General features: G+C 64.7%; 13 protein-coding genes and 2 pseudogenes. 6 read left to right on the plus strand and 9 right to left on the minus strand.

Going from position 1 to position 12344, the window contains the following annotated elements:
- Positions 1-377, minus strand: a 377-nt coding sequence (locus WAN71_RS19645) for an alpha/beta fold hydrolase (protein WP_422226929.1), incomplete at its 3' end; no start/stop codon positions are given.
- 170 nt (positions 378-547) lie between these two features.
- Between WAN71_RS19645 and trpS the strand changes: the two genes are divergently transcribed.
- From trpS to aqpZ, 3 genes are all read left to right on the plus strand, one after another.
- A complete protein-coding gene (trpS, locus tag WAN71_RS19650; protein WP_422226930.1) occupies positions 548-1564 on the plus strand; it encodes a tryptophan--tRNA ligase in 1017 nt (338 codons plus the stop codon).
- A 9-nt stretch (positions 1565-1573) separates the two neighbouring features.
- The gene (gene yhjD, locus WAN71_RS19655) at positions 1574-2602 is read left to right on the plus strand and encodes an inner membrane protein YhjD (protein ID WP_422226931.1); all 1029 of its coding nucleotides are present in this window, start codon (positions 1574-1576) and stop codon (positions 2600-2602) included.
- Between the two features lie 118 nt (positions 2603-2720).
- On the plus strand, positions 2721-3464 hold the full coding sequence (aqpZ, locus tag WAN71_RS19660; protein ID WP_422226932.1) for an aquaporin Z: 744 nt from the start codon (positions 2721-2723) through the stop codon (positions 3462-3464).
- Here aqpZ and WAN71_RS19665 read toward each other — a convergent pair.
- Positions 3461-4054: a TetR family transcriptional regulator gene (locus WAN71_RS19665; RefSeq protein ID WP_422226933.1), complete on the minus strand. Its 594-nt coding sequence runs from the start codon at positions 4052-4054 to the stop codon at positions 3461-3463. The two genes, aqpZ and WAN71_RS19665, sit on opposite strands and share 4 nt — an antisense overlap.
- Before the next feature lie 100 nt (positions 4055-4154).
- Here WAN71_RS19665 and WAN71_RS19670 point away from each other — a divergent pair, with 100 nt between their 5' ends.
- Positions 4155-4694, plus strand: coding sequence for a methyltransferase family protein (locus tag WAN71_RS19670; RefSeq protein WP_422226934.1), 540 nt, complete (start codon positions 4155-4157; stop codon positions 4692-4694).
- A gap of 3 nt (positions 4695-4697) precedes the next feature.
- Here WAN71_RS19670 and nagA read toward each other — a convergent pair whose 3' ends face one another.
- The 4 genes and pseudogenes from nagA to WAN71_RS19690 all read right to left on the minus strand — a co-directional run bounded on the left by nagA (position 4698) and on the right by WAN71_RS19690 (position 7187).
- Positions 4698-5840, minus strand: coding sequence for an N-acetylglucosamine-6-phosphate deacetylase (gene nagA, locus WAN71_RS19675; RefSeq protein ID WP_422226935.1), 1143 nt, complete (start codon positions 5838-5840; stop codon positions 4698-4700).
- Positions 5841-5875: 35 nt separating this feature from the next.
- A pseudogene (locus tag WAN71_RS19680) lies at positions 5876-6022 on the minus strand (MFS transporter); the annotation flags it as partial.
- Positions 6023-6045: 23 nt separating this feature from the next.
- Positions 6046-6783 (minus strand): hemerythrin domain-containing protein, encoded by a 738-nt coding sequence (locus tag WAN71_RS19685; RefSeq protein WP_422226936.1) that lies wholly within the window; start codon positions 6781-6783, stop codon positions 6046-6048.
- 44 nt (positions 6784-6827) lie between these two features.
- Positions 6828-7187 carry an Rv2640c family ArsR-like transcriptional regulator gene (locus WAN71_RS19690; protein WP_422226937.1) on the minus strand — a complete coding sequence of 120 codons (360 nt, stop codon included), beginning with the start codon at positions 7185-7187 and terminating at the stop codon, positions 6828-6830.
- A gap of 101 nt (positions 7188-7288) precedes the next feature.
- On the opposite strand from WAN71_RS19690, the gene WAN71_RS19695 reads away from it, so the two are divergent.
- A complete protein-coding gene (locus WAN71_RS19695; protein WP_422226938.1) occupies positions 7289-7759 on the plus strand; it encodes an ArsI/CadI family heavy metal resistance metalloenzyme in 471 nt (156 codons plus the stop codon).
- A gap of 32 nt (positions 7760-7791) precedes the next feature.
- Positions 7792-9302: pseudogene (arsB, locus tag WAN71_RS19700) on the plus strand (ACR3 family arsenite efflux transporter).
- A gap of 28 nt (positions 9303-9330) precedes the next feature.
- Here arsB and WAN71_RS19705 read toward each other — a convergent pair.
- The 3 genes from WAN71_RS19705 to WAN71_RS19715 all read right to left on the minus strand — a co-directional run.
- Positions 9331-10584, minus strand: coding sequence for a D-alanyl-D-alanine carboxypeptidase family protein (locus tag WAN71_RS19705; protein WP_422226939.1), 1254 nt, complete (start codon positions 10582-10584; stop codon positions 9331-9333).
- A gap of 68 nt (positions 10585-10652) precedes the next feature.
- Positions 10653-11642, minus strand: coding sequence for an SMP-30/gluconolactonase/LRE family protein (locus WAN71_RS19710; protein ID WP_422226940.1), 990 nt, complete (start codon positions 11640-11642; stop codon positions 10653-10655).
- A gap of 79 nt (positions 11643-11721) precedes the next feature.
- On the minus strand, positions 11722-12344 hold a 623-nt coding region (locus WAN71_RS19715), incomplete at its 5' end, for an aminotransferase class III-fold pyridoxal phosphate-dependent enzyme (RefSeq protein ID WP_422226941.1).

Here is a 12344-nt window from a genome sequence, read left to right on the forward strand (position 1 = left end):
GGGGCCCAGCGGGTCCACCCGCCGGCCGGCGCGATGCCGGTGACCGTGCGTGCCCGGCCGCGACGTTCCAGCTCGAAGGCGACCCATCCGCCCAGGGAGTTGCCGACGATGTGGCAGGTATCCCAGCCCAGCTGGTCGAGTTGCCGCTCGACATGATCGGCCAACACCGACGAGCTCAGCAACCAGGTGCCGGCTGACGGGCCACCGTTGTGGCCGGCCATTGTCGGGGCGAACACCTCGTAGCGGCCGGTGTCGGCCAATTGCGGCGCCACCTTCTGCCACACCAGCTGCGAAATCAAAAAGGGGTGCAGCAACAGGACGGGTTCGCCGGACCCGAGATGGATAGGCGCGCGAGTCGAGGAGCCGAGCAGACGCATGAAGCCGACATTAAGGTGATACCGCTGGTACCGCAAGCATGCGGCATGCGGGCCGCTGCCCACGTGAAAAGATCGAGTCACCATGAGCACCACGCCAGCGACGATGCAGTGGGGGCACCCCCAGCCGCGTAGCGGCGAGGGGGACGAAGCGATGAAGAGGAGCGGCGTCAATGAATAACGCCGGATCCCGCCGGGTCTTCTCCGGCGTGCAGCCCACCTCCGACTCCATGCACCTCGGAAATGCGCTGGGCGCCGTCACCCAGTGGGCCCAGTTACAGGACGACTACGACGCGTTCTTCTGTGTCGTCGACCTGCATGCCATCACCGTCCCGCAGGACCCCGAAGTGTTGCGGCGCCGCACTCTGGTCACCACTGCGCAGTACCTGGCGTTGGGTATCGACCCCGGCCGCAGCACGATCTTCGTGCAGAGCCACGTTCCCGCGCACACCCAGCTGGCATGGGTCTTGGGCTGTTTCACCGGTTTCGGTCAGGCTTCGCGGATGACGCAGTTCAAGGACAAGTCGCTACGTCAGGGCAGCGACGCGACCACGGTTGGCTTGTTCACCTACCCGGTGCTGCAGGCCGCCGACGTGCTGGCGTACGACGCCGAACTGGTGCCGGTCGGCGAAGACCAGCGTCAGCATCTGGAGCTGGCCCGCGATGTCGCACAGCGGTTCAACAGCCGGTTCCCGGACACGTTCGTGGTGCCCGAGTTACTGATCCCCAAGGTCACCGCCAAGATCTACGATCTGCAAGACCCGTCGTCGAAGATGAGCAAGTCGGCCGGCACCGATGCCGGGCTGATCAGTCTGCTCGACGCTCCAGCCTTGTCCGCCAAGAAGATTCGCTCCGCTGTGACAGACAGCGAACGCGAGATCCGATACGACCCGGACACCAAACCCGGTGTGTCGAACTTGCTGAGCATTCAGTCCGCGGTTACTGGTGTCGAAATCGACGCGCTGGTGCGGGGTTACGACGGGCGCGGCTACGGCGACCTGAAGAAGGACACCGCTGAGGCGGTCGTCGAATTCGTAACCCCGATCAAAGCCCGGGTCGACGAATTACTCTCGGATCCAGCTGAATTGGAGGCCATCCTGGCTGCGGGCGCGGTGCGGGCCGAGGACGTAGCCGCAAAAACGGTCGACCGGGTCTACGACCGACTCGGGTTCCTGCCGAAACGTCCCTAGCGGGTTGTCATGAGTGAGCCGGCCAAACCAGGAATCCTGGATCGGCTGCGGGCGCGGTTCGGTTGGTTCGACCACGCGGTGCGGGCCAATGACCGATTCGAAGAATCGAAGGGCAACTTCTTCGCGGCTGGGCTGACCTACTACACGATCTTCGCGTTGTTCCCGTTGCTGATGGTCAGTTTCAGCGTCGGCGGATTCATGCTGTCTCGTCGGCCCGATGTGCTCAGCGGTATCGACAACAAAGTCAAGTCCGCGGTGCCCGGCGCGCTGGGGAATCAATTGTTGGACCTGATGAATTCGGCGATCAATTCGCGGGCGTCGGTCGGCGTGATCGGTTTGGCTGCCGCGGCATGGGTTGGCCTGAACTGGATGGCCAATCTTCGGGTGGCGCTGAGCGAAATGTGGAGACAGGGCGAGGGTTCGCGCGGATACATCCGGACCAAGTTCTCCGACTTGGCGGCGATCGTGGCGTCGTTCGTGGCGATCCTCGCCACCCTGGCGCTGAGCGCACTCGCCGACGCGGCGCCGATGGGCACGGTGTTGGGGTGGTTGGGTATTCACAACGCGCCAGTGCTCGACGCGATCCTTCGCGGTGTGTCGATACTGGTGTCAGTGCTGTTGTCGTGGTTGGTATTCAGCTTGGTGATCGCCCGATTGCCCAGGGAGCCGGTCAACTTCGCCAGCTCGATTCGGGCGGCTTTGATCGCGGCAGTTGGCTTTGAACTGTTCAAGTTGGTCGGCTCGATCTACCTGAAGTCCGTCTTGCGCAGCCCGGCGGGCGCGACATTCGGGCCGGTGCTCGGCTTAATGGTGTTCGCGTACATCACCGCGCGACTGCTGCTATTCGCCACCGCGTGGGCGGCGACGTCAACGGAAAGTTCGCCCGTGGCGTCGGTGGAACCGCCGGCGCCCGCGGTCATCACCACCCGCGTGCAGCGCAGCGATGGTCTCAAAACGCGACAGGCGTTGACCGCTGCGGCAGTGGGCGCCGTTGGGGCACTTGGTCTTTCTCGACTGCTCCGACGCAATAGAGAATAGTTTCGGGTTCGCGCTCGTCTCTTTACCGAAACGATTTGGGCACGACGGGGTGCGTCGGCGCTCGGGCGTGTCACCCTCATGGGCACGAATAGTTGCTCTACGCAAAGGCGGGTAGGCGATGTCGACACCAAACCTCTTCAACCGATTGGCAGCAGAGACGATCGGCACCTTCTGGCTGGTGCTCGGCGGCTGCGGCAGCGCGATCTTCTCGGCGAAGGCCCACTCCGGCCACTATCCGCTGGGTATTGGCTATCTGGGCGTATCCCTCGCTTTCGGTCTGACCGTGCTGACCGGCGTATACGCGTTCGGAGCCATTTCCGGCGGACATTTCAACCCCGCTGTCACGCTCGGTGCAGCATTGGCCCGCCGCGTGGAGTGGAAAGTCCTGCCCGCGTACTGGATTGTCCAGGTGATCGGCGGCTTGCTGGCGGGAGTGGTGATCTACTACATCGCCACCGGCAAGGCCGGATTCAGCGCCACCGGGAACATGGCGGCCAACGGCTATGGCGAACACTCACCCGGGTATTACTCACTCGGCGCGGTGATTCTCGCCGAGGTTGTCTTGACCGCAATGTTCCTGTTCGTGATCCTCGGCTCGACCGATGACCGGTCGCCGAAGGGCTTCGCCGGCGTGTCCATCGGGTTCGCATTGGCGCTGACCAACCTGGTGGCGATCCCGATCTCTAACGCGTCGATCAACCCGGCCCGTTCTACCGCCGTCGCATTTTTCAACGGCGACGGAGCTCCCGCGCAGCTGTGGGTGTTCTGGCTCGCGCCGTTGATCGGCGGGGCGATCGCCGGCATCGCGTATCCGTTCCTGTTCGGCCGGGCCGAGGAGAAGGCGGAGGGCGACGTCGTCTAGTCGCCGGTCAGGTAGCGCTGCACCGTCGGCCCGATCCAACCGACCAAGTCCTCGACAGCGGTGGACGCGATCGGCTCGAGCTTGAGCTGGTAACGCGCAAACGCCAACCCGGCTAAGTGGCTGGCCACCAGTTCGACACGTAATTCGGCATCGGTGACCCCGAACTCCGTAGCGATCCGCTGGGCAACTGGTCCGGCCATGGTGTCGTGCAACACCTTTCGGGCCTGGGGCTGGATAGCCGCCGACCGCCACAGCGTCAGGAACGGCTCGAAGACGCCGTCTTCGTCCCAGTGCTCGAGGAAGCGGCGCACCAGGCGCTCGCCGACCTGGTCGGGACCCTCGTCGAGCAGGGTGGCCAACTGGTGCAACGGGTGCTCGGGACCGGTCAGCGTCGATGCGCTGAACAAGCCTTCCTTGCTGCCGAAAAAGTAATAGACCATCGCGACATCCACACTGGCGTCCGCGGCAATCGCGCGGACGGTGGCGCGTTCGTACCCGTCGCGCATGAAACGTTCGCGGGCGACGTCGATGATCCGCTGCCGGCTCTGCTGGCCGGTCCGCCACCGACCGGGACGCCGGGCCTCTGACATGCACAGCAGCATACTTCAACGTACGTTGACGTTAAGGCGCCGGGCGGCGTATCGTCGTTCTTTAACGAGGGTTGAAGTATCGGAGAGGAAGGAGCTCGAGATGGTTGCGGAGACGCGTGAACGACGGCTGTGGTGGCGGCATCTGATCTCGGTTCTGATCGCCCCGGTCACCATGACGCTGCTGGTACCGGCGTCGATCGTGGGCTGGTCTAACCTGCACATGCCGGATCTGGACTCACCGCGCAATGCCGGACTGGTGACGGTCGGCAGCCTGCTGATCGCCGCCGGGCTGAGCCTGCTGGTCTGGACCGTGCTGCTCTTCGACCGAGAGGGCAAGGGAACGCTTGGCGTGGGCAAGGTGCTCGGCGAACCGGTCCACCTCGTCGTCCAGGGCCCGTACCGGCATGTGCGCAACCCGATGATCAGCGGCGTGCTCGCCATCCTGCTCGGCGAGGCGGCTGTTGCGGCGTCGGGTTGGCTGCTGCTGTGGTTTGCGATCTTCTTCGTCTGCCTTGCGACTTTCATCCGGTTCTGGGAAGAACCTCACCTCGTTCAGCGCTATGGCAGCGACTACGTCAACTACCGGCAAAACGTGCCGGCCTGGATTCCCCGAATCTCGGCCTGGACGCCGAGCGCATAAGAGCTAACCGCCTACCAGCCATTCGCCATCGGACATCACGCCGGTAACCCGTAGATCCCGGTCCAGCACAACAAGATTGGCGTCGGTGCCGGTGCGCAAGCTGCCGACATTGTCGAGGCCGAGCGCCCGGGCCGGCGTCGTCGAGGCCATCCGCACTGCAGCGGCCAGCGCCGCGTCGCGGTCTGAGCCGAGACCGGCCGCGGCGCGGAAGAGCTGATCCGTCGTCGCGGTGCTTCCGGCGATCGTCGAAGTTCCACGCACGCGTGCGACCTGCTCGACGACATCGATCTGCACCGTCCCGAGCTGAAATTCGCCGTCGCCCAATCCCGCGGCCGCGGTGGCGTCGGTGACCAACGCCACCCGGTCGGCTCCCGCCGCCTCGATCACCGCTCGTTGCATTGCGGGGTGGACGTGCACACCGTCGGCAATCAACTCGACGATCACCCGGGCATCCTCCAACAACGCGAGCGCCGGGCCCGGCTCGCGGTGATGCACAGGGCGCATCGCGTTGAATAGGTGGGTGCCGACCGTCGCGCCGAGCTCGACGGCATGGCGGGTCTGCTCGTAAGTGGCATCCGTATGCCCAACGGCGACAACCACTCCGGCATCGACGAAGCGGGAAATCGCATCGTCGCTTCCGGTGCGTTCCGGCGCCAGGGTGACCATCCGGATCGCGCTGCCTCCCACGGTCAACAGGGTGTCGATCTCAGCGCGTTCCGGGTCGCGCAGTTGCTGAGGATCGTGCGCCCCGCAGCGCGCAGCGCTCAACCATGGTCCCTCCAAATGGATGCCGGCGACGACGCCCGCGCGGGTCGAATCGGCGAGCGTCCGTATCGCCGTGAGCAGGTCGGCGGGCGACGCTGTGACCATGCTGGCCAGCGTGGTGGTGGTGCCGTGTCTGCGGTGAAACATGGCTGCGCGCAGGATATCTGCTTCATCGCCGTCGGTGTATGACGCGCCACCGCCGCCGTGCGCATGGATGTCGACGAACCCGGGGACCACCAGCGCATCGGGCATATCTACATCGGCCGGCCGCGGCGGCCGACCCGACTCGCAGCCCACGATTCGCCCGCCCGAGGTTTCCACCCAACCCGGGCGGCAGAGGCCGTGTTCCAGTACGACAGTGCCAGCGGAGATCAGCGGCATGTCGGCACATCCGTTGCTGTGCTGGGCAACCCTGCGGTCGTTACCAGCTCCTGTTGCCGTGTCGTCAGACCGAACTCGTCGGTGATGAACAGCAGCGCACCCGCGATGTTGGACAGGTCGTAGCCGTAGACGCCCAGACTTGCTGCGGAGACACCGATTAGCCATCCGCGCCGCCGGGACATAACGACATTATCGACCCTGCGCACTAGCTTGGGGTGAACTGGCTCAAGTCGTAGATGCCGAGGCTCTTTTCGATATCGGCGACGTTGTCGACTACCCCTTCGAAGCCTCGCTGGCCGAAGCGCCGATGCTCTTCGTCTTCGAAGGTGTCGGCAAGGTCGCGAAACTGCGTCGCGGGCACAACGTCGCGCAGCGCCGTGAAAACGACGGTGTCTTCGCGTGCCTCATGCGGCTCGTACATCCGGATGAACGCCGCCATGTCCTGAATCAGGGCCTCGCGCGCGGGCTTACCGGTAGCCGCTGCTGCCGTAGTGGCGGCGAGCACCCGATCGGTCAGGGAGCGTCCACGCTGGTGTTGTGTGCGCAACACGGCGGTGGTGTCGGTCAATTTGTTGGCCTGCTCCAGTCTTGGAAAGACATACTGTTCTTCGAGATGCTCGTGGTAGTCCTCGATGAAACTTCGAATAATCCCCGCGCTCGCGTTGAGCGCTTGAACGGGAGTTTCATCGCCGCCCTGCAGGCGGCGGATTCCTTCTCGATAGATCAGCAATACGCGCTTGAGCACTCCATGTTCACGCATTAGGTCTTCGGGTGGGGTGACCGATACTTCCTCTTCGGCGGGTGCGCCGGACTGGCCCGTTTTGGGCTGCGGGCTGCCGCATGCCGAGACGGCAACCACACCGGCAGCCGATATCGAGATCCCGAGGAGTTGACGTCGGCCTACGGCGGTCGACGGTCGCTGCTCCGTCACGTGGTCACACACCTGCCTTTCGCAACGCTGTCTCGCACCGTAATCGACGCTCGTAACTACGTGCAGCAGCTGGGGTCCAGCGCCGTGCAAAGCGCTTGTAACGCATCCGAGCGCACCCGGTGAAATACATTCATCCCGCGGCGATCTGATACCACCAGGCCTGCCTTACGCAGCTGGGTCAGATGATGACTGACCGTGGACTCACTCAAGTCGAGAATCGCCGCTAGCTCTCCGGAAATCTCCTCACCGGCGGAGCAACTGAACAGATGGGACACGATCTTGACCCGCACCGGATCGGCCAGGGCCTTCAAACGCAACGCAATCTGCAACGCATCGGCGTCACTCATCGGTCCGGCGGCCACCGGGGCGCAACACACCGGCGCGGTCGTATCGATTACCGGCAACGCTTTGGGCATCACACCATCCTGCCACACGCATTGACATATATCGAAAAGGTCGGCATGCTTGGCCTCGGTAGTAGTTCGATATATGTCTCACAAGCGGGAGGTTCGCTGCTATGTCGCGGGTTCAGCTGGCGCTCAACGTTGAGAATCTCGATCAGGCAATCATGTTCTACTCCAAGCTGTTTCACGCCGAACCAGCCAAACGCAAGCCTGGCTACGCGAACTTTGCTATTGCTGATCCACCGCTGAAGCTGGTGTTGCTGGAGAACCCTGGCCAGGGTGGGACGCTGAATCATCTCGGGGTCGAGGTCGAATCCAGCGAGGTCGTGCATGCCGAGATCGCTCGCCTGACCGACGCTGGGATGTTCACGGAAGAGGAAGTCGGCACCACCTGCTGCTTTGCGACGCAGGACAAGGTTTGGGTCACCGGCCCCAGCGGCGAGCGCTGGGAGGTCTATACCGTGCTCGCCCACTCCGACACCTTTGGCCCCGGCCCCGGCCAGCCTGAGACCAACGATTGCGGGCCGGGTGCCAGCGGCAGTAGCACGGCCGATGCCGCGGCGGCAACGCCGTGTTGCTCATAGCCGACTGCGCTTCAGTGAACGGAAACCAATCAATGACAGAGGCCGCCGCCGAAACCGCCACGGTGACACGGCTTCCCGCACTGGATCGGCTGTTACCGGTTTGGATCGCGATCGCCATGGCCGCCGGGCTGCTGCTGGGACGCTGGGTGCCCGGCTTCAACGCTGCCCTGCAGAGAGTGCAGATCGACGGGATCTCGCTGCCCATCGCACTGGGACTGCTAATCATGATGTATCCAGTACTGGCCAAGGTCCGCTACGACCGGCTCGACACCGTCACCGGAGACCGCCGACTCCTGGTCAGTTCGTTGCTGCTGAACTGGGTGCTCGGCCCGGCGGTGATGTTCACACTGGCCTGGCTGATGCTGGCCGATCTGCCGGAATACCGCACCGGGCTGATCATCGTTGGCCTGGCCCGCTGCATAGCCATGGTCATCATTTGGAACGACCTGGCCGGCGGGGACCGCGAAGCCGCCGCCGTCCTGGTCGCGTTGAACTCGATCTTCCAAGTCCTCATGTTCGCCGCGCTGGGCTGGTTCTACCTCTCGGTGCTTCCCGGCTGGCTGCACCTACCGCAAACAACCATCTCCACCTCGCCTTGGCAGATCGCCAAATCCGTGCTGATCTTCCTAGGCATTCCCCTACTCGCTGGATACCTGTCCCGCCGGTGGGGCGAAAAAGCCAAGGGCCGCAGCTGGTATGAGACTCGCTACCTGCCCGCAATTGGGCCCTGGGCACTGTATGGGCTGCTGTTCACTATCGTGATCCTGTTCGCTCTCCAAGGCCACCAGATCACAACTCAGCCATGGGATGTCGCCCGCATTGCACTACCACTTTTGGCCTACTTCGCCGTTATGTGGATCGGCGGATACGTGCTGGGTGCCGCACTCGGCTTGGGATATGAACGCACCACGACCCTGGCGTTCACTGCTGCTGGCAACAACTTCGAACTGGCCATCGCCGTGGCGATCGCTACTTACGGCGCCGCCTCCGGCCAGGCCCTGGCCGGCGTCGTTGGGCCACTCATCGAAGTGCCTGTGCTCGTCGCACTGGTCTACATCTCCCTCGCCCTGCGACCGCGCCTATTCCCCGGACCAACGGTCGTCAATTCCGTTGCGAGCGTTCACCGATGAGCGGCACACCGCGCGTCCTGTTCGTCTGCGTGCATAACGCCGGCCGCTCCCAAATGGCCGCCGCGCTGCTAACCCACCTTGCCGGTGACCGAATCGAAGTCCGCTCGGGGGGAACCGAACCCGCCGACCAGATCAACCCGACCGCCGTCACGGCGATGGCCGAACTCGGTATCAATATCACCGCAGAGGTCCCCAAAGTCGTGACCCCCGACGCGGTGGAAGCCAGCGACGTCGTGATCACCATGGGCTGCGGCGACACCTGCCCCTACTATCCCGGAGTGTCCTACCGCGATTGGAAACTTGACGACCCGGCAGGCAAACCGCTCGACACCGTTCGCACCATCCGTGATGACATCGCCGAACGCGTCCGCGCACTTATCGCCGAACTTCTCCCGACCACCACCACGGCATAACCACCGCACACCTGCTCAGGCGGCGAGCTTAGTTCTGCGGCCGGCAATTCATCGAGCGAGCAGCGATGATCAACCCGAGCACGATGACGGTACCGATCACCGCCACGCCGACTCGTACCGGCAGCGCGTCGGCGGCCGGCACGATCGCGGCGGCGTTCGTCGCGGCACCCGGAGCGGCGTCACCGCCGGTGGCGGATTTGGCGGTTGCCAACGACGGGTCGGGTTCGATCAGTGTTCCCACCCGGGTGCCCGGCGCGGTCGCGAAGCCGTAATCCAGCAGATGAGCGGCCTGCTCCCACGGCGCAATCGGCTGACGGGTGCCGTGCAACAGCACTGCCATCAGCCGGCGCCCGTCGCGGTTAGCCGCGCCCACGAACGTCTGGCCCGCGTCGTCGGTGTAGCCGGTCTTGCCGCCCAGCGCGCCCGGATAGTGGTAGAGCAGCTGGTTGTCGTTTTCCAGCTGATAGCCGGGATGGTCGGTGTGTCCGGGGAAATCGAACGTCCGGGTATTGACGATGTCAGCGAAAGTTGGATTCTGCCAGGCATATCGGTAGAACAGCCCGATGTCGTACGCCGATGTGCTCATGCCGGGTCCGTCCAACCCCGACGGCGTCGCGGCGCGGGTGTCGCGGCCGCCGAGCTTGCCGGCCAGCGTGTTGATCTTTTCCAACGCGCCTTGCATGCCGCCCAGTTGCGTCGCCAGCGCGTGCGCCGCGTCGTTGCCGGAGTGCATCAGCAGCCCGTGTAGCAACTGGTTGACGGTGTAGGTGCCACCCGGGGCAACGCCGACCCGGGTGCCCTCCGCGCCGGCATCCTCAGGCGTGCCGTCGACGGTCTTGTTGAGGTTGAGCTCGCGCAGCGATGCCATCGCGACGAGCACCTTGATGACGCTGGCCGGGCGGTGGCGGCCGTGCGGGTCGCGGGCCGCGATGATCGCGCCGCTGTCCAGGTCGGCCACCACCCAGGCCTCGGCGGAGATGTCGCCGGGTACCGGCGGGGTGTCGGCTGCGGTGACCACACCGCAGCCGCCCAGCGCGTTACCGCCGATCGGCGAGGCGGGCACCGGCAACGGAAGGGGAGGATCGCCGGCCTGCGGGACCTCCGACGAGTCCACCGCCGGCGGGGTGGACACCTTGTACGGACAAGCGTCGTGCCCAGGACCGGCTCCAGCATTGGGCTCGGCGCCCGCGATCGGCATGCCGAGGGCCGCCGGCGCCGAGACCATGAAAGCCGCCGTCACCAGGCATGACGCATAGCGTAAGGAAGGCCGCAGATGAGGCATCGTCTGTGCAGAGTAGGCGATCGGCGGCCCGATTTCCAAGAGCCGCGCTGTGGCTGGTGTTGCAGAAGTTACAAATCCAGGTAACAGACGCCGGCGCCGCCGATGCGGCCCAGCCACAGCCGTCCGGGCGTTTCCACCACTCCGGTGGCCAGGCCGAAGTCCGGATGCTGGGTGCGAAGCTGGGTTACGACGTGGCCGTCGTCGGGATCGAATGCGATCACCCACGCGAGAGGCTTCGGGTTTGGCAGCCAGCGGTACGGAAGCCGCCACAACAGCGAGCGGATAGCCGGCGCGCGCGGGCCCAGCCATTCGCTGAGCCGGTTGCGCTCGGAGACCATGGCGACCCAGATCCTGCCGTCGCGGCCGGTGGCGATGTTGTCGGGGTATCCGGGCAGATCGGTGACCAACGGAGTGATCGAGCCGGCCCGGCTTCCGGTGAGCCAATATTTGGACACCCGGCAGCCGGTCGTCTCGGCGAACACCACGGCCGACTCGTCGGCGGTCAGCGTCACGCCGTTGGCGAACTGTAGACCCGACGCCAGGAAGCTCACCGCGCCGTCGGGATCATGCCGGAACAGCGAGCCGGTGGCGCGTCCCTCGACAACTGCGCCTTTGTAGTATTCGTAGTGAAACCGGCTAGTGGATTCGGTGAAAAAGATTGTGCCATCTGATGATTCGACGACATTGGAGCAGAACGTCAGCGCCCGCCCGGCCACCTCGGCGACCAACGTCTCCAGCGAGTCGGTGGCAGGGTCGTATCGCAGCAGGCCGCGGTGGCTGTCGCAGATCAGCAGGCGGCCGTCGCGGGCGACCGCCAAGCCCAGCGGTCGACCGCCGGTGTTGGTGATCACCCGGCTCGAGCTGCCGTCGGGGGTGATCCGGATGATGCGCCCGTCGTCGACGCCGGTCCAGATATTGCCGTCGGCATCGGCGACGACGTCCTCAGGTGCGATTCCGGGTACCTCGACTACATGCAGCGTCGCGGTGAGGTCCGGTTCGGGCAATGGCCGTGATGGCGGTGGCTGCCACCGGATCGGGTCGATGCCCGGCTTCGTCATGACGCCGCTCCTCCTCATCGCTTCGTCCCCCTCGCCGCTACGCGGCTGGGGGTGCCCCCACTGCATCGTCGCGGCGTGCTCATAGGCGACTCCCAACATCTGTCAGCACGCTGCGCAGGATGGTTTCGATGGTGTCGAACTCGGCTTGGCCGCTGATCAGCGGTGGCGCCAACTGGATGACGGAATCGCCGCGGTCGTCGGTGCGGCAATACAGCCCGGCTTCAAAGAGGGCCGATGACACATGGCCGAGCAACGCCTGGCGCTCGGTGTCGATAAAGGTTTGCTTGGTCGCCTTGTCCTTGACCAGTTCCACGCCGTAGAAGTACCCCTCGCCGCGCACATCGCCGACGATTGGCAAGTCGTACAGCTTTTCCAGGGTGGCGCGGAACGCCGGGGCGTGGCTTTTGACGTGGTCGTTGAGACCCTCACGCTCGAAGATGTCGAGGTTGGCCAGCCCGACGGCGGCCGACACCGGGTGGCCGCCAAATGTATAGCCGTGCGGGAACATCGTGCTGCCGTCGTTGAACGGCTCGAACAACCGCTCGCTGGCGATCATCGCGCCGATCGGCGAGTAACCCGACGTCATCCCCTTGGCGCAGGTGATCATGTCGGGCACGTAGCCGAAGTCGTCACAGGCAAACATGGACCCGATCCGGCCGAACGCGCAGATCACCTCGTCGGAGACCAGCAGCACGTCGTACT

The sequence above is a fragment of the Mycobacterium sp. genome (assembly GCF_049280035.1).
Lineage (GTDB): Bacteria > Actinomycetota > Actinomycetes > Mycobacteriales > Mycobacteriaceae > Mycobacterium.

Bases quoted from the DNA above. Each gene is read 5' to 3' on its own strand.
- trpS (WP_422226930.1), top strand. From the start codon at position 548: ATGAATAACGCCGGATCCCGCCGGGTCTTCTCCGGCGTGCAGCCCACC.
- yhjD (WP_422226931.1), top strand. From the start codon at position 1,574: ATGAGTGAGCCGGCCAAACCAGGAATCCTGGATCGGCTGCGGGCGCGG.
- aqpZ (WP_422226932.1), top strand. From the start codon at position 2,721: ATGTCGACACCAAACCTCTTCAACCGATTGGCAGCAGAGACGATCGGC.
- WAN71_RS19665 (WP_422226933.1), bottom strand. From the start codon at position 4,054: ATGTCAGAGGCCCGGCGTCCCGGTCGGTGGCGGACCGGCCAGCAGAGC.
- WAN71_RS19670 (WP_422226934.1), top strand. From the start codon at position 4,155: ATGGTTGCGGAGACGCGTGAACGACGGCTGTGGTGGCGGCATCTGATC.
- nagA (WP_422226935.1), bottom strand. From the start codon at position 5,840: ATGCCGCTGATCTCCGCTGGCACTGTCGTACTGGAACACGGCCTCTGC.
- WAN71_RS19690 (WP_422226937.1), bottom strand. From the start codon at position 7,187: ATGCCCAAAGCGTTGCCGGTAATCGATACGACCGCGCCGGTGTGTTGC.
- WAN71_RS19695 (WP_422226938.1), top strand. From the start codon at position 7,289: ATGTCGCGGGTTCAGCTGGCGCTCAACGTTGAGAATCTCGATCAGGCA.
- WAN71_RS19705 (WP_422226939.1), bottom strand. From the start codon at position 10,584: ATGCCTCATCTGCGGCCTTCCTTACGCTATGCGTCATGCCTGGTGACG.
- WAN71_RS19710 (WP_422226940.1), bottom strand. From the start codon at position 11,642: ATGACGAAGCCGGGCATCGACCCGATCCGGTGGCAGCCACCGCCATCA.